Here is an 18,269-nt window from a genome sequence, read left to right as displayed (position 1 = left end):
CACGCATGACCGCGACAGAACACGGTTCCACCCCCGCCCCCACCGGCGGCCGCATCGCCGCCGCCGACGCCATCGACACCACCCAGGACACCGGCCTGCGCCACGTCGCGGCCCTGTCCACCGAACTCCGGGACGTCGTCGAGGTCGAGCAGCGCCAGGTCCGCCTGGAGCGCGTGGTGCTCGTCGGCGTGTGGACCTCCGGCACGGTCGCGGAGGCCGAGAGCTCCCTCGCCGAGCTCGCCGCCCTCGCCGAGACCGCGGGCGCCCTCGTCCTCGACGGCGTCATCCAGCGCCGCGACAAGCCGGACCCGGCCACGTACATCGGCTCCGGCAAGGCCGGGGAGCTGCGCACCCTCGTCGAGACCACCGGCGCCGACACCGTCGTCTGCGACGGCGAGCTGAGCCCCGCCCAGCTCGTCCGCCTGGAGGAGTTCGTCAAGGTCAAGGTCGTCGACCGGACCGCCCTGATCCTCGACATCTTCGCCCAGCGCGCCACCTCCCGCGAGGGCAAGGCGCAGGTCGCGCTCGCGCAGATGCAGTACATGCTGCCGCGGCTGCGCGGCTGGGGCGCCTCGCTGTCCCGGCAGATGGGCGGCGGCGGTGGCGCGGGCGGCGGCATGGCCACCCGCGGCCCCGGCGAGACGAAGATCGAGACGGACCGGCGCCGGCTGCGCGACAAGATGTCCAAGATGCGCCGGGACATCGAGGAGATGAAGACCGCCCGCGACCTCAAGCGGCAGGAGCGCCGCCGCAACAAGGTCCCGTCGGTCGCCCTCGCGGGCTACACCAACGCGGGCAAGTCCTCGCTCCTCAACCGCCTCACCGGCGCCGAGGTCCACGTCCAGAACGCGCTGTTCGCCACCCTCGACCCGACCGTGCGCCGCAGCGAGACGGCCGGCGGACGGGCCTACACCCTGGCCGACACCGTCGGCTTCGTGCGGCACCTGCCGCACCAGCTCGTCGACGCGTTCCGCTCCACCCTGGAGGAGGTCGCCGAGGCGGACCTCATCCTGCACGTGGTCGACGGCTCGCACCCCGACCCGGAGTCCCAGATCGAGGCCGTGCGCAGCGTCATCGGCGAGATCGGCGGGGAGGGCGTGCCGGAGCTCGTCGTCATCAACAAGGCGGACGCCGCGCCGGCCGACGTGCTGGAGCGGCTCAGGAACGCCGAGCCGACGGCGATCACGGTGTCGGCCCGCACCGGCGAGGGCATCGACCACCTCCTGGCCCGGATCGCGGAGGAACTCCCGCACCCCGACATCGAGGTGGAGGTGCTCGTCCCCTACACCGAGGGGCAGCTCGTGGCCCGCGTCCACGAGTCGGGCGAGGTCCTGGAGGAGACGCACGAGGAGAACGGCACCCGCCTGAAGGCGAACGTCGACGCCTCCCTCGCCGCCGACCTGGCCGCCTACACGGCCTGACGCACCCGGCGCGCACGACGGGCCGGCCCCCTCCCGGGTACGCGGGGAGGGGGCCGGCCCGTCGGCGTGACCGGGTGGGGTCAGTGGGCGCGGGTGGTGAACTCGCGGATCGAGGAGACGACGTAGTCGACCATCTCCTCGGTGATGCCCGGGTAGACGCCGATCCAGAAGGTCTGGTCGGTGATCAGGTCGCTGTTGACCAGCGGCTCGGCGATCCGGTGCGGCTTCTCGGCGTACGCGGGGTGGCGGGTGAGGTTGCCCGCGAAGAAGCGGCGCGTGTGGATCCGCCGCGACTCCAGGAAGTCCACGAGGGCGGCCCGGGTGTAGGCCGCGTCCGGGTCCACCGTGATCAGGAAGCCGAACCAGCTCGGGTCGCTGTCCGGGGTCGGCTCCGGCAGCAGCAGGCCCGGCAGCCCGTCGAGCCCGGCGCGCAGCAGCGCCCAGTTGCGGCGGCGGGCCGCGCTGAACTCCTCGACGCGCCCCAGCTGGCTCAGGCCCAGGGACGCCTGGAGGTCGGTCGCCTTCAGGTTGTACCCCACGTGGGAGAAGATGTACTTGTGGTCGTAGCCGTGCGGCAGCTTCCCCATCTGCTGGTCGAAGCGCTTCATGCAGCGGTTGTCCTCGCCCGGCTCGCACCAGCAGTCCCGGCCCCAGTCGCGGAAGGACTCCACGATCCGCGCCAGCACCAGATTGCTCGTCAGGACGCAGCCGCCCTCGCCCATCGCGATGTGGTGCGCCGGGTAGAAGCTGGTGGTCGCCAGGTCGCCGAAGGAGCCGGTGCGCTTCCCCCGGTACGTGGAGTCGACCGCGTCGCAGTTGTCCTCGACGAAGAACAGGCCGCGCTCCTCGGCGAGCTGGGCCACCTCCTCCACCCGGAACGGGTTGCCCAGGGAGTGCGCGATCATGATCGCGCGGGTCTTCGGCCCGATGGCCGCGGCGATCCGCTCGGGCGTCGTGTTGTACGTGCCCAGCTCGACGTCCACGAAGACCGGCACCAGGCCGTTGTGCAGGATCGGGCTGACGGTGGTCGGGAAGCCCGCCGCGACGGTGACGACCTCGTCGCCCGGCTTCAGGCGCTGCTCCTCCAGCTGCGGGGAGGTCAGGGAGCTGAGGGCCAGCAGGTTCGCGGAGGAGCCGGAGTTCGTCAGATGGGCCTTGCGGGTGCCGATGAAGCGGGCGAAGTCCCGCTCGAAGCGCCGGGAGCTGACGCCGGCGGCGATCCGCATGTCGAGCGCCGCGGAGACCAGCGCGAGCCGGTCCTCCTCGCTGAGCACGGCGCCGGAGACCTGGACCGGGGAGACCCCGGGTTCGAAGGGACCGGGAGCCTGCTCCCGGTGGTATTCACGGACGAGCTCCGCGATCCGGTCCTTGGTCTCGCCCATGGTCGTTCCCTCCTGAAGGCACCGCTGACGGAACCGTGAGCCTAGGCCCGGAGACACCTCGAATCGGCAGAGCGCCGGTCGACTTCATCAGGTCCGCGAGAAATTCCGGCGCGTGGCGAAAAGTATTCCCCCGGGCCGGGAAGAGGCTCGCCGGGAGGTCACTCGGATGCCACAATAAAACCGCTCTAGAACATGCCCAGGAGGTAACGCATGACTGCTACGCCGGAAAACAACGCCGCCGAGACCGACGCCAAGCGCAAGTTCCAGGAGGCTCTGGAGCGCAAGTCCCGCAACGCCCGATCCCAGCAGGCGCACCACGAGGCGCGTCTGAAGATCAACGGGGCCAGTGGCCTCAACCGGCAGAGCCGGAATTTCCGACGCAAGTCCGGCTGAGCCCGCACGGGCCTTTCGGAGGGCCGTCGCGATCCCACCCCCGGGGATCGCGGCGGCCCTTTTTCCTGTGCTCGGGGCGCCCCTCGGGGGAGACCCGCTGGAGTCTCCCTCGATTTCCGGTGGAGAAACGCTCGACAATTCCTGGGAATGAGCTCTGTATTCAGCCGAACCCTGTTCCCCCGATGGGGGTGATTGTTTTCTACTGCGAGCGCGCCGTGGTGCGCCGTGCGCGCGACCGTGTCGCCGCCGGCGCTTTCGTCCGAGGGAGGGACGCGTCCGGATGGACGACAAGGAGATACTGACCCGCTTCAAGGACGGGACCCTGGACCGCGCCCGGGCCGCCGCCCTGCTCGCGGCGGGGGCGGGGGGACGTACGGGAGGCCGGACCGAGGGCTGGTCGGGAGGCCGGACCGAAGTCCGGTCGACGGGCCGGTCGGAGGGCCGGGCCCGGGACCGGTCCCGGGCGGGGAGTGCGCCCGTCCTGGCGCCTGTGCCGCCTCCGGCCTCGGGCCTTGCCCCGGTCCCGTCCCTCGCGCCGGTCCCGGGTCCCGGCACGACCGGGGGGACGGGGGAGACGGGGGACGTCCGGGACGTCCAGGGTCTCCAGGACGTCCAAGGCGCCGGGGAGGCCCAGAGCCCCGGAGACACCCGAGGCACCCGGGAGGCCCAAGTCGCTCCGTACACCGGCCGCGTGGCCGTCGTCGGCGTCTCCGGCCGGTTCCCCGGGGCCCCGGACCCGGACGCCCTCTGGCGGCGGCTCCGCGCCGGACGCGCCGCCGGTCCCGGCCCGCTCCCGAAGGACCGCCCCGGCGGCGGCGGTGCGGGGACGGGCCACTACCTGGACCGCGTGCAGGACTTCGACCCGGTGTTCTTCGGGATCGAGCCCGCCGAGGCGGCCCTGATGGACCCCCAGGAGCGGATCTTCCTGGAGACCGCCTGGGAGGCGTTCGAGGACGCGGGCTGCACCGGCGGCCGCCTCGACGCGCTGACCGCGCCGGACGGGACCCCGCGCAGCGTCGGCGTCTTCGTCGGGGCGAGCGCGGGCGACTACGCGCTGCTGGCCGCCGGGGCCTGGGCCCGGGGCGCCCGCGCCATGCCCCGCCGGGGCCACTGGAGCCTGCCCAACCGGCTCTCCGCCCTGCTCGGCCTGACCGGCCCCAGCCAGAGCGTCGACACGGCGGAGTCCTCCGTGCTCGTCGCCCTCGACCTGGCCCTCGCCGCCCTGCGCCGCCGTGAGTGCGAGGCCGCGCTCGTGGGCGGGGCCCACCTGCTGCTGCACCCCGCGAGCCGCCGCCCCGGAGCGGGGGAGTGCGCGGGCGCGCTGCTCCTGAAGCCGCTGGACCGGGCCCTGGCCGACGGCGACACCGTCCACGCCGTGGTCCTCGGCGGCGCGGTCGCCCACACGGAAGGTACGGACGCCCCGCGGCGCCTGGCCCGGGCCGCGCTGCGCCGGACCGGGCCCGGGACGCAGGAGCCCGGACTCCGGGAGGACGCGGGGACGGCCGCCGCTTCGGTGGGCGACGCCGGCGCGGCCACCGGCGTCGCCGTCCTGACCCGCGCCGTGCTCCAGCTGCGCCACCGCGTCCTGCTGCCCGGCCCGGACCGCCCCGAGGCCGAGCTCTGGACCCGGTCGGGACCGGAGCCGCGACGCGCCTCGGCGACCGTACGGGGGGCGGGCGGGGTCGAGGCCCACGTGATCCTGGAGGAGTTCCGCCCGGAGCCGCCCGAACTCCCCGGGCTCCCCCAACTCCCGAACGGCGGAAGCCGCACGCCCGCCCCCACCCCCGAAGGCGAACTGTTCCTGCTGTCCGCCCCCACCCCCGCCCACCTCGCGGCCACCGCCGCCCGGCTCGCCGGGCGGATCGCCGGGCGCGACGCGCCCCCGCTCCCCGTCCTCGCCCGCTCCCTGCGGACCGGGCGGGCCCCGATGGACTGCCGCTTCGCCGTCCTCGTCCACGACCTCGCCGAACTCTCCGCCGCCCTCGAACGGCTGGCCGCGGGCGCCATGCGGGGCGTCGCCGACCTGCGGGGCGGCGCGGCCGACCCGCTGGGCCTGGGCGCGGTGCCCGAGACCCGCGCCTACCTCGCCGGGCTCTGGGAGGCCCGCCAGCTGCCCCAGCTGCGCGACCTCTGGCTGTCCGGGGTGGACGCCGACTGGGCCGCCCTGGAGCCGGCGGCCGGCCCCGGCGCCGTGACGGTGCCGCTGCCGCCCTCCGCGTTCCTGCGCACGCCGCTCTGGCTCCCCGGCGCGGGAGAGGGCGGATGAGCGCGGCGACCGCGCCGGCGGAGGAGCGGACGCCCCCGGTCAATCTCTGGTTCTGCCCCAACGACGACCTGGCGCCCGCCGTCGCCGCCACCCTCTGCACCCACTGGCTGGACGAGAACGAGCAGGAGATCGCGGGCCGCTTCCTCTTCGAGCGCGACCGCCGCCAGTACCTGGTCGCGCACGCCCTGGTGCGCCGCGTCCTCGCCCTGGAGACCGGCATCCCCGAGGCGGAGGCCGTCATCTGGCGCTCCTCGCGCGGCCGTCCCCACCTCCAGACCCCGGCCGGTGGCCTGCCGCGCGGCGGCGACGCCCTCGACTTCAACCTCTCGCACTCGCAGACGTACAACCTGCTCGGAGTCGCCCGCGGGCACCGGATCGGGGTCGACGTCGAGCGGCTCGACCGCTCCGACGTGGGCCTGTCCACCATCGTGAGCACCTTCACCCCCGCCGAGCGCGACTGGATCGCGCGCCTGGCCCCCGGCCGCCCCCGCGACCAGCGGACGCTGCGCCTGTGGACGCTCAAGGAGGCGTACTCCAAGGCCCGCGGGCTCGGCCTCGGTCTGCCCTTCGACTCCTTCGCCTTCACCCTCGCCGAGGACCGGGGCGTGCTCCGCTTCCGGCCGCCGGAGGACGACTCGGCGTCCCGCTGGCGGTTCCTGGAGTTCGAACCGGTCCCCGACGTGCTGGCCGCCGTCGCGCTGGAGGTCGACGGGGTGCGCCCGCCCCCGGTCCACCTCCACCACGGCTTCCCGTGGGGCCGCGCCGCCCCGCGCCGGCTCGTGCTCCCGGCGGCGAGCACCTGACCCCCGCGCCCCCGCCGGGCGAGGGGACCGCTACGGGAGCGCTTGAGGAGTCTTTGAAGGATCCTCGATCCGGCCGCCGGAGACTGTCCGCACCGAATCCGGGTCCCCTCGGCCGGCCCCGCACCCCGGGCCACGGCCGGAAGCGGAGGCAGACTCATGACCGTCGAACTGGTCCGCACCGAGGGGGACCCGCTCGGGAACGGGGGGTTTCCCGCCCTGTACGCGGACGTGCAGCGGTTCTACGCGCGCCAGATGGAGCTCCTGGACACCCACGACACCGCACGCTGGGCCGAGACCTTCACCGAGGACGCCGTCGTCGAACTCCCCTCCCCGGCCCCGCCCCTGCCCGCCCGCTCCGGACTCGGCCGCTACGTGCGCGCCGGCGCGGCCCGGCGGCGGGCGCACGGCCGCCTCGACCACTGGGTCGGCATGCTCGACGTGCGGCCCCGGGAGGACGGCACGCTGCGGATCCGCTGCTCGGCCCTCGTCCACGCCGCGCCGCACGGCGGCGGACCCCCGGTCCTGTACGTGTACGCCATGGAGGACGTCCTGGTCCGCGCCCCCGGCACGTGGCGCGTCGCGCACCGCCGGGTGACCCGCGACGACCTGGCGTGAGCGCCCGGCATCAGGACGGAGGGCCGAACGAGGCGAGCACGTCGTCCAGTTCGTGCGAGTGGACGGTGAAGGCCTCCGGGACGAGCGCGGCGGCGTCGAGGACCCCGAGCACGGCCCGCACCGTCTCCACCGCCGCCTCGCCGCGGATCGTCAGGGCGAGCGCCCCGGGATCGCTCCACGCGTCGCCGAGGACGGGGGCCGGTCCGGCCCGGAAGGCGGCCTCGGCGCGCCCGAGGTCCGCCGCGTCGGAGAACCGCAGGCGGACGAGACCGCTGGGCGCCGGGCGGAACCCGCCGGCCGGACGGTTGGCGCGCATGGCACGACTCCTTCGGTGAGGACCCCGGCCGCTGACCCGGCCGGTGACGTGTGACGAAGAGAAAGGGGAGTGGAACGATGAGCAGCAACCCGCCCGGGGACGCCGGAACCCGGTTCTACGTGCTGGCGGGCGAGGAGCGGCAGAGCCTGTGGCCCTCGTTCACCGACGTGCCCGCCGGCTGGCGGATCGTGTTCGGCGAGGAGAGCCGCGACAACTGCCTCGCGTACATGGAGGAGTGCCTCACCCGCCCGCGGGCGGCCGGGGGCCGCGCGGCGGAGGCCGCCGGCGCCGCCTGATCCGACCGGCGGGCCGTCCGGCCCGACCGGCAGACCGCCCCCCGGCCGGTCCGGGACCACCCTCCGGTGGTTCCGGACCGGCCGGTTCAGGCCGCCGAGGCCGCCTTCTCCACGGAGCCGGCGCGGCCCAGCTCCCGCTCGGTGCGCCGCAGCACGATCGAGTCGGCGATCTCGCCGCTGCGCACCGCGATGTTCGACAGCAGGGCCGAGGTCAGGCCGTGGGTGTGCTCCGTGCCGCCCTGGAGGTAGACCCCGCAGGTCATCCCGGAGGCGCTGACGAGCCGGTAGTCGCGCTCCACCCGGTGCTTGCCCGCCGCGTCGCGCTCGAAGTGCCGGTCGAACCCGCCGAGCAGCCGGGCCGGATCCAGGCCGTCGTACCCGGTGGCGAACACCAGGGCGTCCACGGCCGTCTCCTCGACCGTGTCGTCGAGCAGCGAGCGCAGGACCACGCGCGTCTCGTCCCCGGCGCCCTTCACCCCGTCGACCCGGGTCAGGTTCCGGAAGTGCAGCCGCCGGGTCCCGCGCACCTGCTCCTCGTACGAGCGCTGGTACAGGGCCCGGATGACGTCGGCGTCGACCACCGAGTAGTTGGTGTTGCGGTGGTAGCGCCAGAAGGAGTCCCGGGCCCGGTCGGTGCCGAAGTAGTACTCGTCCACCGCGGAGGGGTCGAACACCTGGTTGGCGAAGGGGGTGTCGTCGGCGATGGAGTAGCCGTACGACGGGATGACCGCGCTGACCTCCGCGTGCGGCAGCGCGTCGTGCAGGAACCGGGTGATCTCGGCCGCGCTCTGGCCCGCGCCGACCACCATCACCCGCCGGAGCCCCTCCGGGTCCCGGGCGTTGAAGCTGCTCAGGAACCGGGAGCTGTGCCAGACCCCTTCGTGGCCGTCCATGCCGTCCGGCAGGCGCGGCACCAGGCCGGTGGAGACGGCCACGTTGCGCGCGGCGACCACGCGGACGGTGCCGTCGCCGTCGCGCACCTCGACCTCCAGGAGGTCCGGCGGGCCGTCCCCGCCGTCCTCGGTCACGGGCCGGATCGCGGTGACCTCGGTGCCGTACGACACCCGGTCGGCGAGGCCGGCCGCCGCCCACTCCAGGTACTGGTGGAACTCCTGGCGGGTCGGGAAGAAGTCCTGGTTGTTCACGAACTGCACGAGCCGGTTCGAGGCGTGCAGGAACGAGACGAAGCTGTACCGGGACAGCGGGTTGCGGAAGGTGACCAGGTCCTTGAGGAACGAGATCTGCATGGTCGCCGACGGCAGCAGCATGTCGCGGTGCCAGCCGAACGCCGGCTGCTTCTCGAAGAAGTGGGACGTGACCGGACGCCCGGGAGTGCTCTCGCCGTGCTCCTCCAAGGCGATCGCGAGCGACAGGTTGGACGGGCCGAACCCGATGCCGACCACGTCGTGAATCTCTTGGCTGCGCCTGCCCTTTATGCCCATGGAAATTCTCCCGATGACGTCTGGAAAACTCGGCCGATGGCCCGAGAGACCGCTCTGCAGTCTGCTGGTGAAAGTCGCTCGAAGGCAACTCAAAGGCGACTCGAAGACGACATGAAGGCAATACGGAGACCGCTGGAGCCGCTCGGGGCCCGCAAGCGTTGTCCCGTCGACAGGACGTCGTTAGGGTCGGCCCGGATTCTCGAGAACTCCACAAGTCCGGCTTGAGTGGACCTCGCGCCGGGGCTTTTCGCCCCGGCGCGTCCCGAGCCGGATTCTCGACCCGAGGGAAATACCGAAAGGTGAATCCGCATGTTCGTACCCAGCTTCTACCGCGAGCCCGACAGCTCGTGGATGGTCGACGTGATCCGCGACAACCCGCTGGCGCTCGCGGTGTCCAACGGCGGCTCCGACGACGGCCCCTTCGCCACCCACCTGCCGGTCATCTTCGACCCCGAGGCCCCCACCGAACCGTCCGGGGACCTGCGGGGGACCACGCTGCTCGGGCACATGAACAAGGCGAACCCGCACTGGAAGGCCCTGGAGACCGGCAGCGTCCTGCTGCTGACCTTCACCGGGCCGCACTCCTACGTCTCGCCCACGGTGTACCGGAAGTCCCCGGCCGCCCCGACCTGGAACTTCACCGCCGTGCACGTCCGGGGCGTGGTCAGGATGCTCGGCTCGGCCGAGGAGACGCTGAGCGTGGTGGAGTCCACCGTCCGCGCCTTCGAGAAGGACTTCGGCGACGGCTGGGACATGACCGAGTCGCTCGGCTACTTCCGCAAGATCGTGCCCGCCGCCGGGGCCTTCAGCGTCACCGTCACCGGTGTCGAGGGGATGTTCAAGCTCAGCCAGGAGCAGCCGGGCGAGGTGCGCGAGCGGGTGCGGGAGTCGTTCGGGCAGAGCGCGTGCACGTACAAGCGGGAGACCGCCGGGCTGATGGGCCGCCTGTAGGGCGCGCCGGCACGGCCCGTCCGGCCGCGGGTCAGCCGGCGACGGCCGCCGCCACCAGGGCCTGACCGGAGGTCTCGGCGGTCCCGGGAACGGCCTCGGGAACGGGCGCGGGAACAGCCCCGGGAGCGATCCCGGAAGCGGCACCGGCCGGCTCGTCCAGCGGCTCCGCCGGCTCCTCCAGCGCGTCCGCGGCCGCGCTGTCCAGGACGCTCGTCACCCACTGCTCGAACCCGATCCCCGCCTGCTCCGCGGCCCTGTGCCACCGCTCCAGGCGCCCGCCGGGCAGCTCCAGGCGCCCGCTCGGCCCGGCGGTGGCGGCGGGCGCCTGCCGCTCGGTGCCGCGCCCGGCGCGCAGGGCGCCGCGCAGCTGCTTGGTGGTCCACCGCAGCCGCTCGGCCCGGTCGAGCCAGGCGTCCTGCTCCTCGGGCGGCAGGGAGGCCAGCTCGGCGTGGTGCTGGAAGCTCAGCGCGGACCGCCGCCGGTCCAGGCCGAAGCGGCGCGAGACCCAGGCGTAGTTGCGCAGGGTCTGGTACGAGAGGCCCACGGCGCGGATCCCGCGCTGGTACCGGTCGGCGTAGTGGTCCTTGCCGTAGACGAGCCAGTCGCCCAGCCACCAGCAGGAGGAGTCGACGACCCCGGCGAGCCGGAGCCCGGTCCGCTCCCACTCGTCGTAGGCCATGGAGACCGGCATCTGCAGGCCGACCCTGGTCGTCAGCACCTGCCGGTCGTGGCGCGGCCGCCGCGCCGGAACCGGTGCCGGCGGCTGCGCCGGGGACGGGGCCGGGGACTGCGTCGCGGTCTGCGGAAGGGGGTCCTCCGGACCGTCGTACGACCCCGCGGTCCGACCGGCCTGACGCGCCATCATGCCTCCATGAGAAGGGTCCACATGTCCGGCGAGAAGTTTCGTCGGCCCGGCTGGAACGGCGCCGGAGCAGCGTTCGAGCCCGTACGGGGATACGGAACCGGCCAACGAGATGTACCGTCGACAGGACGCCGCGAGGCCGGCGCAGCCGCCGTGGACCGAGCGCCCTTTCCCCTTCGCCGATTTCCGGCCGGAAAGAAGTCCTCGGCCCGGTCGGATTCGGCCGCCGCGGCCCGGCGCCGCCTTTTCGCGGCCCCTGTCGATCACTGCGTGCGCGGCACGGGCGAATCGCCCCGCCGCCGGTGTTCCCGAAAGCGCGGAACCGGCCCGACGGGCCTCCCTCAGACGATTCTCAGAAGATTCTCAGAACGGGGAAAACACGATGCGGACGATGCGGAAGAGACCGGGAACGGCGACGGCCGGATTCCTCGCCCTCGCCCTGACGGCCACCCTTTTCACGGGGTCCGCCCAGGCGTCGCGGGGCATCGGGCCCGCCGCGGGCGGCCACGAGGCGACGCGGCGGGCGATCGACGCCGCCGTCGCCGCCGGCATCCCCGGCATCACGGCGGAGGCGCGCGACTCCCGGGGCGTCTGGAAGACCGCCGCGGGCGTCGGCGACCTGACCACGCGCGCACCGCGCGGCGAGAACGACCGGTTCCGCGTCGGGCACCTCACCAGCACCTTCGTGGCCACGGTCCTCCTCCAGATGGAGGCGGAGCGCAAGCTCGACCTCGACGACAGCGTGGAGCGCCACCTCCCCGGCCTGGTCACGGGCAACGGCAACGACGGCCGCGCCATCACCGTCCGGCAGGTCCTCAACCACACGAGCGGCCTGCCCGACTACTTCTCCGACGCCGCGTACGTCGACACGTACGTCCTCGGCGACGGGTTCTTCGCGCACCGCTACGAGACCATGCCGCACGACAAGCGCGTCCGGGTGGCCCTCGCCCACCCGCCGCTCTTCCCGCCCGGCACCCGGCACGGGTTCTCCAACACCAACGACGTCATCGCCGCGATGGTGGTCGAGAAGGCCGGCGGCAGGACGTACGAGGAGGAGGTGCGCCGCCGCATCGTCAAACCCCTGGGCCTCACGGCGACGACCACCCCGGGCAACGGCGTCCAGCTGCCCCGGCCGAGCGGCCGCGGCTACTCCAAGCCCTACTTCCTCACCCAGCCCGACCGGATCGAGGACGTCACCGAGCTGAACGGCTCGCACAACTGGGGCAACCTCGACATCATCTCCAGCGCGGCGGACCTGAACCGGTTCTACGGCGCCCTGATGCGCGGGGCCCTGCTGCCGCCCGAGCAGCTCCGGGCGATGAAGACGACCGTCGTCAACCCCGACGTCCCGATCGCGGCCTACGGCCTCGGCATCGAGCGGCTGACGCTCGGCTGCGGCACCACCGTCTGGTACCGCGACGGCGGCACGGTCGGCTGGCTCTCGATGGTCGCGCTCACCGAGGACGGCCGCCACCAGTTCACGTTCAACTACAACAGCGACTGGCGTGCGGACGACCTCCTCCCCATCCTCAGCGCCGAGTTCTGCGACTCGGCCCCGCGCACCCGCTGATGCGGGGCGCGGAACCACCGCACGCCCGTCGACCAGGAGGGTCCATGTCCGTCAGAGCGGCCGTGCTGGGAGCGACCGGATACGCGGGGGGCGAGCTCCTGCGCCTCCTCCTGGCCCATCCCGGAGTGGAGATCGGCGCGGTGACCGGGCACTCCGGCGCGGGGCAGCGGCTCGGAGACCTCCAGCCGCACCTGGCCCCGCTCGCCGACCGTGAGGTGCTGCCCACCACCGCCGAGGCGGCCCGGGGCCACGATGTCGTCTTCCTCGCCCTGCCGCACGGCCGGTCCGCCGCGCTCGCGGAGCGACTGGGCGAGGAGACGCTCGTCGTCGACTGCGGCGCCGACTTCCGCCTCGCGCGGGCGGCCGACTGGGAACGCTTCTACGGCTCGCCCCACGCCGGCACCTGGCCCTACGGCCTGCCCGAACTGCCCGGCGCCCGGGCCGCCCTCGCGGGCGCCCGGCGGATCGCCGTCCCCGGCTGCTACCCGACCGCGGTCCTGCTGGCGCTCCTGCCCGCGTACGCGGCCGGGCTCGCCGAGCCGGAGGCGGTGGTCGTCGCCGCGTCCGGCACCTCCGGCGCCGGCCGGGCACCCCGCGCCGACCTGCTCGGCAGCGAGGTCATGGGCTCCATGCGGCCGTACGGCGTCGGCGGCGGCCACCGGCACACGCCCGAGATGGCGCAGCACCTCGCCGCCGCCGCCGGCCGGCCCGTCACCGTCTCCTTCACCCCGACCCTGGCCCCCATGCCGCGCGGCATCCTCGCCACCTGCTCCGCCGCCGCCCGGCCCGGCACCACGGCCGAGGACGTCCGCGCCGCGTACGAGAAGGCGTACGCCGACGAGCCGTTCGTCCGGCTGCTGCCCGAGGGCCGGTGGCCGGCCACGGGGTCCGTCGTCGGCTCCAACGGCGCGCAGGTGCAGGCGGTCCTCGACCCGGCGGCTGGGCGGATCGTCGTGGTCAGCGCCATCGACAACCTGACCAAGGGCACCGCGGGCGGGGCCGTCCAGAGCATGAACGTCGCCCTCGGCCTCCCCGAGGCGCTGGGCCTCCCCACGACCGGAACCGCACCGTGACCGCCGCGCGCCCCACCGCCGCCCGCGGCCACGAGAACGCCGGCCCCGCCCACAAGGCCGCCGCGCACGTCCACGACAACGCCGCCCGCGTCCACAAGACCGCCGCGCACGTCCACGACCACGCCGATCCCGCCCACGAGAACAGCGAGTACGCCTCATGAGCGCTCCTCCGTCTCCCCTCCTCCCGGCCCCGGCACCACCCCCGCTCCCGGCCCCGGCGGCCCCCTGCTCCTGCTCCTCCACCCCCACCGGGCCCGCCGAACCCGCCGAGCCCGCCGCCCTGTCCAAGGCCCGCGTCCTCGCCGGGGCGCTGCCCTGGCTGGCGCGCCACCGGGGCCGGACCGTCGTCATCAAGTTCGGCGGCAACGCCATGGTCGACGCGCGGCTCAAGGCGGCCTTCGCGCAGGACGTCCTCTTCCTGCTCCACGCCGGCCTCAAGCCGGTGGTGGTGCACGGCGGCGGCCCGCAGATCGGCGCCCAGCTCGACCGGCTGGGCCTGGAGTCCCGCTTCGAGGCCGGTCTGCGCGTCACCACCGACGAGACCATGGACGTCGTCCGGATGGTCCTCGCCGGGCAGGTGCAGCGCGAGCTGGTCGGGCTGCTCAACGGCCACGGCCCGCACGCCGTGGGCCTGACCGGCGAGGACGCCCGTCTGATGACCGCCGTCAGGCACTACGCCGAGGCCGGCGGCCGGGCCGTGGACATCGGCCGCGTGGGCGAGGTCGCCCGCGTCGACACCGGGATCGTACGGACCCTCCTGGCGGACGGGCGGATCCCCGTGATCTCCTCCGTCGCCCGGTCCGAGGACGCCAAGGACGCCGCCGGGGGAGGGGTGTTCAACCTCAACGCCGACACGGCGGCGGCGGCCCTCGCCGCCGCCCTCGGGGCCGAGACGCTCCTGGTCCTGACGGACGTCGAGGGCGTGTACGCGGACTGGCCGCACGGCGAGGTCGTCCCCCGGATGACCGCCGCCGAACTGACGGCGCTCGCCCCGCGCCTCTCCGCCGGGATGATCCCCAAGATGGAGGGCTGCCTGTACGCCGTGAACAACGGCGTGCGCACGGCCCGCGTCATCGACGGCCGGGTCGAGCACGCGGTCCTGGCGCAGGTCTTCGCCGACGGGGGCACCGGCACGGAGATCGTGCCGGACCACGACCCGGCCCCCGTACCCGGCGACGGCCCGGCCCACCCGCCGGGGGCGGGGCACGAGCCCCCTCCCGGCCGGGCCCCGCGTCGTTGAGCGGGACTCGACCGGGCCCCCACGGGCCCGTGGATACAGTGCGACGAGTCTCCCGCCCGGCCCCACGGGCGGGCGGGCCCGTACGCGCACGGCGCCGGCCCGGACGGCACGGGTCCCCGCCGCGGCACCACTCCACACCACTCGAAACGCCGGACCACCCCATGACTGCTAAGGACGGTGCCAGGTGAGCACGAACCCCTTCGACGACGAGAACGGCCGCTTCAACGTCGTGGTCAACGACGAGGACCAGCACTCGCTGTGGCCGGCCTTCGCCGAGGTGCCCGCCGGCTGGCGGGTCGCCTTCGGCGAGGCCTCCAGGGCCGAGTGCCTGGAGTACGTCGAGCGCAACTGGACCGACCTGCGTCCCCGGAGCCTGCGGGAGTCCATGGCCGCGGGCTGAGCGCCCGGCAGGCCCGCGCGACGCGCTCAGCGGAGCGGCGCACGGCGTGCCCGGCGGCCCGCAGCACCGGACACCACTCACATCGGAGCCAGTTGATGATCCTTCAGGGAAAGCGGGTCGCCCTGCCCGCGGTGCCCGTCGTGCACAAGCGGTTCGAGGAGCACGTCGCGGCCGCCCCCGACGCCGTCGCCGTCGTCTGGAACGACCGGCGGCTGACGTACGCGGAGCTCGACGCGCGGGCCAACCGCTTCGCGCACCACCTCGTCGCGCGCGGCATCGGCCGGGGCGCGAAGGTCGGCGTCTGCCTCGACTACTCGATCGACCTGCTCGTGGCCGTCCTCGGCACGCTCAAGGCCGGGGCGGCCTACGTGCCCTTCGACCCGGCGTACCCGGCGGCGCGGCTGGGCCTGCTGCTCGGCCAGGTCCCCGACCTCGCCCTGATCACCGCCTCCCCGGCCACCGCGGCCATGGTCGCCTCGGCGGACGCCGAGGTCGTCGACCTGGAGCTGCTGGCCGACGAGCTGGCGGAGCTGCCCGCCACCGCCCCCGGCGTCGAGGTCACGGGGGACGACCTCTGCTACGCGGTCTTCACCTCCGGCTCCACCGGAACGCCGAAGCTGACCGCCGTGCGCCACGAGGGCTGGTTCAACCTGATGAACTGGCTGACCCTGGAGTACGGCCTGCACAGCGGGTCGCACCACCTGGTCGTCAGCGCCTTCGGGTTCGACCTGTCCCAGCGCAGCCTGATGACCCCGCTGTTCTGCGGGGCCACCCAGCACCTGATGGCGAGCCGCAACTTCGACGCGATGCTCGCCTACCGCATCCTCGACCGGCACGACATCCGCGTCGTGCACTGCGCCTCCAGCACGCTGTACCTGCTGGTGGACTGGGAGACCGCCCGGGGCGGCGACGCCCTGACCCGGCTCGACCACATCCTCTTCGGCGGCGAGGCCCTCAAGGCCGAGCGGCTCGCCGCGTGGGCGGCGCGCGAGGGCAACGACTGCGTCCTGCTGCACCAGTACGGCGTCGCCGAGTGCACCGACGTCGCCACCTCCTACGACCTGGCCGGCCACCGGCCCGGCGTCCACACCGTCCCGCCGGTCGGCACCCCCGCCCACAACACCGACATCCACCTCCTCGACGGGGACCTGCGCCCGGTCGGACCGGGGGAGGAGGGCGAGATCTGCATCTCCGGCCTCGGCGTCGGCGCCGGATACCTGGGCAACGGCCCCGAGAACGCCCGGTTCACGCACATCGAGGTCGACGGGGAGCGGCGCCGGATCTACCGCACCGGCGACCGCGGCCGGGTGGACGCGGCAGGCGACCTCGTCGTGCTCGGCCGGATCGACTCCCAGGTGAAGGTGCGCGGCATGCGCATCGACCCCACCGACGTCGAGCGCGCGCTCGCCCGGCTCGACGGGGTCCGCGAGGCCGCCGTGGGCGTCTCGTACGACACGGGGGACGCCGAGCTGATCGCGTTCCTCGTCCCGGCGGGCGCGGAGCCCGCGGAGGAGGAGCTGCGCTCCGGCCTCCTGCGGGACCTGCCGCGGAACATGGTCCCGGCCCGTTTCGTGCACGTCCCGCGCCTCCCGCTCAGCCCGCACGGAAAAGTCGACCGCCCGGCCCTCCTGGCCGAGTTCCGCGGCCGGTTCGCCGGAAGCGGGGCGGCGACGTGACGGCGACCCCCGAAGAGACACCGAGAGGAATGTGATGATCGCCGACGACGTGCGCGCCATCTGGTGCCGGGAACTCCGGATCGACGACATAGCCGTGGACGACGACTTCTTCGCCCTGGGCGGCCAGTCGCTGGTCATGGTCAGGATCCAGGGGGCCCTCCTGGAGGAGCTGGGGGCCGAGGTCCCGATGGACCAGCTGTTCCTCAACCCGACCGTGGCCTCGCTCTCCGCGTACCTCGAGTCCCAGGGCGCGACCGCCCGCTGACGTGCGGCGGCCGGAGGCGCCCGGTGCGCTCCGGTTCCGCCGGATCCATTGAAAACCACCTGGTAGAAGAGGCGGAGGCGCCGTGTACGACGTGATTGTCATAGGGGCCCGTTGCGCGGGCTCTCCGACGGCCATGCTTTTCGCGCGGCAGGGATACCGCGTACTGCTCCTGGAGAAGGCGAAGTTCCCCCAGGACACCCTGTCCTCGCACTATCTGCACATGCAGGGCGTGGCGCTGCTCGAACGCTGGGGCCTCCTGGACAAGCTCCGGGCGGCGGGCTGCCGGCCCATCACCAAGCAGGTCTACGAGGGCCCCGGCGTCCGCATCGAGGGCTTCTCCCTCCCGATGGACGGCCTGCGCGCCACGTACGCGCCGCGCCGCTACGTCCTCGACCCGCTCCTCGCCGAGGGCGCCGTCGAGGCGGGCGTGGAGTTCCGCGAGGGCTGCGCCGTCAACGACCTGGTCCACGAGGGGGACCGGGTCGTCGGCGTGCGCTACACCACCCCCGGCGGCGCCGAGGCGACCGACCGGGCCCGCCTGGTCGTCGGCGCCGACGGCATGCGCTCGCTGGTGGCCCGCAAGACCGGTGCGGAGAACGTCATCGAGCACCCGCGGATGACCTGCACCTACTACAGCTACTGGTCCGGCGTCCCCTCCGACTTCGAGCTGTACGAGCGCCCGGGGCGCTGGATCGGCGTCCTGCCCACCAACGACGACCTGACGCTCCTCATGGCCTACTTCCCGCAGGCGGACTTCGGCGCCGTCCGCAAGGACGTGGAGCCCGCCTACCTGGACGCCTTCCGCACCACCGCCCCCGAACTGTGGGAGCGGATGCAGCAGGGCGAGCGGGTCGAGCAGCTCTACGGCACCGGCCACCAGGACAACTTCTTCCGCCGGGCGTACGGCCCCGGCTGGGTCCTGGTCGGCGACGCGGTCAACCACAAGGACTCCATCACCGCCCGCGGCATCACCGAGGCCTTCGTCCAGGCCCAGAGCCTCACCGACCACATCGGGGACGGCCTGCACGACGACGCCCGGCTCAAATCGGCGCTGCGGCGCTACGAGAACGACCTCGGCGACGAGGCGCTGAACCACTACCAGGGCGCGCTCAACGTGGCCGAGCTCAAGCCCGAGGGCCGGACCGAGATGCTGCGGAAGCTGGTCGGACACCAGGAGCACATCGACCGCTACTTCTCGACGCTGTCGGGGGCGTGCTCCATCGACGACTTCTACAACGACGAACTGCTGACCCTGCTCGACCAGGGCTGAGCGCCGATCCGCTCCCTGGTTCCGCCGA

19 protein-coding genes are annotated in these 18,269 nt (G+C 73.8%); 15 read left to right on the top strand and 4 right to left on the bottom strand.

Features of this window, described 5'->3' with window-relative positions:
* Positions 1-5 precede the first annotated feature (5 nt).
* Entirely contained in the window at positions 6-1,421 is a 1,416-nt protein-coding gene (gene hflX / locus AB0398_RS28600; RefSeq protein WP_366378525.1) for a GTPase HflX, read from the top strand.
* A gap of 80 nt (positions 1,422-1,501) precedes the next feature.
* On the opposite strand, the gene rfbH is transcribed toward hflX, so the two are convergent.
* Complete coding sequence (rfbH, locus tag AB0398_RS28595) at positions 1,502-2,803, bottom strand: lipopolysaccharide biosynthesis protein RfbH (RefSeq protein ID WP_366378524.1); 1,302 nt, start codon at positions 2,801-2,803, stop codon at positions 1,502-1,504.
* Positions 2,804-3,013: 210 nt separating this feature from the next.
* Here rfbH and AB0398_RS28590 point away from each other — a divergent pair, with 210 nt between their 5' ends.
* From AB0398_RS28590 to AB0398_RS28575, 4 genes are all read left to right on the top strand, one after another.
* Entirely contained in the window at positions 3,014-3,196 is a 183-nt protein-coding gene (locus AB0398_RS28590) for a DUF5302 domain-containing protein (protein ID WP_366378523.1), read from the top strand.
* A gap of 691 nt (positions 3,197-3,887) precedes the next feature.
* Entirely contained in the window at positions 3,888-5,462 is a 1,575-nt protein-coding gene (locus AB0398_RS28585; RefSeq protein ID WP_366378522.1) for a beta-ketoacyl synthase N-terminal-like domain-containing protein, read from the top strand.
* On the top strand, positions 5,459-6,265 hold the full coding sequence (locus AB0398_RS28580; RefSeq protein WP_366378521.1) for a 4'-phosphopantetheinyl transferase superfamily protein: 807 nt from the start codon (positions 5,459-5,461) through the stop codon (positions 6,263-6,265). The genes AB0398_RS28585 and AB0398_RS28580 overlap by 4 nt, the downstream gene beginning before the upstream one ends.
* A 156-nt stretch (positions 6,266-6,421) precedes the next feature.
* Positions 6,422-6,880: a nuclear transport factor 2 family protein gene (locus AB0398_RS28575; protein WP_366378520.1), complete on the top strand. Its 459-nt coding sequence runs from the start codon at positions 6,422-6,424 to the stop codon at positions 6,878-6,880.
* Positions 6,881-6,890: 10 nt separating this feature from the next.
* Here the strand turns inward: AB0398_RS28575 and AB0398_RS28570 are convergent, their stop codons facing one another.
* The gene (locus tag AB0398_RS28570) at positions 6,891-7,196 is read right to left on the bottom strand and encodes a hypothetical protein (protein ID WP_366378519.1); all 306 of its coding nucleotides are present in this window, start codon (positions 7,194-7,196) and stop codon (positions 6,891-6,893) included.
* A 77-nt stretch (positions 7,197-7,273) separates the two neighbouring features.
* On the opposite strand from AB0398_RS28570, the gene AB0398_RS28565 reads away from it, so the two are divergent.
* Positions 7,274-7,492: an MbtH family protein gene (locus tag AB0398_RS28565; protein WP_366378518.1), complete on the top strand. Its 219-nt coding sequence runs from the start codon at positions 7,274-7,276 to the stop codon at positions 7,490-7,492.
* A gap of 86 nt (positions 7,493-7,578) precedes the next feature.
* Here the strand turns inward: AB0398_RS28565 and AB0398_RS28560 are convergent, their stop codons facing one another.
* Positions 7,579-8,934 (bottom strand): lysine N(6)-hydroxylase/L-ornithine N(5)-oxygenase family protein, encoded by a 1,356-nt coding sequence (locus AB0398_RS28560; RefSeq protein ID WP_366378517.1) that lies wholly within the window; start codon positions 8,932-8,934, stop codon positions 7,579-7,581.
* Positions 8,935-9,243: 309 nt separating this feature from the next.
* Here AB0398_RS28560 and AB0398_RS28555 point away from each other — a divergent pair, with 309 nt between their 5' ends.
* Complete coding sequence (locus AB0398_RS28555; protein ID WP_366378516.1) at positions 9,244-9,885, top strand: FMN-binding negative transcriptional regulator; 642 nt, start codon at positions 9,244-9,246, stop codon at positions 9,883-9,885.
* A gap of 31 nt (positions 9,886-9,916) precedes the next feature.
* Here AB0398_RS28555 and AB0398_RS28550 read toward each other — a convergent pair whose 3' ends face one another.
* Entirely contained in the window at positions 9,917-10,603 is a 687-nt protein-coding gene (locus AB0398_RS28550; protein WP_366378515.1) for an LmbU family transcriptional regulator, read from the bottom strand.
* A 535-nt stretch (positions 10,604-11,138) separates the two neighbouring features.
* Between AB0398_RS28550 and AB0398_RS28545 the strand changes: the two genes are divergently transcribed.
* The 8 genes from AB0398_RS28545 to AB0398_RS28510 all read left to right on the top strand — a co-directional run bounded on the left by AB0398_RS28545 (position 11,139) and on the right by AB0398_RS28510 (position 18,241).
* Positions 11,139-12,317: a serine hydrolase domain-containing protein gene (locus AB0398_RS28545; protein ID WP_366378514.1), complete on the top strand. Its 1,179-nt coding sequence runs from the start codon at positions 11,139-11,141 to the stop codon at positions 12,315-12,317.
* Between the two features lie 44 nt (positions 12,318-12,361).
* A complete protein-coding gene (argC, locus tag AB0398_RS28540) occupies positions 12,362-13,390 on the top strand; it encodes an N-acetyl-gamma-glutamyl-phosphate reductase (protein ID WP_366378513.1) in 1,029 nt (342 codons plus the stop codon).
* Positions 13,387-13,551, top strand: coding sequence for a hypothetical protein (locus tag AB0398_RS28535; protein WP_366378512.1), 165 nt, complete (start codon positions 13,387-13,389; stop codon positions 13,549-13,551). Before argC ends, AB0398_RS28535 begins: the two co-directional genes overlap by 4 nt.
* Positions 13,548-14,630 carry an acetylglutamate kinase gene (gene argB / locus AB0398_RS28530; RefSeq protein ID WP_366378511.1) on the top strand — a complete coding sequence of 361 codons (1,083 nt, stop codon included), beginning with the start codon at positions 13,548-13,550 and terminating at the stop codon, positions 14,628-14,630. Before AB0398_RS28535 ends, argB begins: the two co-directional genes overlap by 4 nt.
* Before the next feature lie 184 nt (positions 14,631-14,814).
* Positions 14,815-15,030 (top strand): MbtH family protein, encoded by a 216-nt coding sequence (locus AB0398_RS28525; RefSeq protein WP_366378510.1) that lies wholly within the window; start codon positions 14,815-14,817, stop codon positions 15,028-15,030.
* 95 nt (positions 15,031-15,125) lie between these two features.
* Entirely contained in the window at positions 15,126-16,706 is a 1,581-nt protein-coding gene (locus tag AB0398_RS28520) for an amino acid adenylation domain-containing protein (protein ID WP_366378509.1), read from the top strand.
* 34 nt (positions 16,707-16,740) lie between these two features.
* Positions 16,741-16,971, top strand: coding sequence for a phosphopantetheine-binding protein (locus AB0398_RS28515; RefSeq protein WP_366378508.1), 231 nt, complete (start codon positions 16,741-16,743; stop codon positions 16,969-16,971).
* Between the two features lie 82 nt (positions 16,972-17,053).
* A complete protein-coding gene (locus AB0398_RS28510) occupies positions 17,054-18,241 on the top strand; it encodes an NAD(P)/FAD-dependent oxidoreductase (RefSeq protein WP_366378507.1) in 1,188 nt (395 codons plus the stop codon).
* Positions 18,242-18,269: the final 28 nt, after the last annotated feature.

The organism is Streptomyces sp. NPDC086147, from assembly GCF_040702165.1.
Classification (GTDB): domain Bacteria; phylum Actinomycetota; class Actinomycetes; order Streptomycetales; family Streptomycetaceae; genus Streptomyces.
Note: the sequence above shows the minus strand (reverse complement) of the source record. Positions and strands in the feature narration are given on the sequence as shown.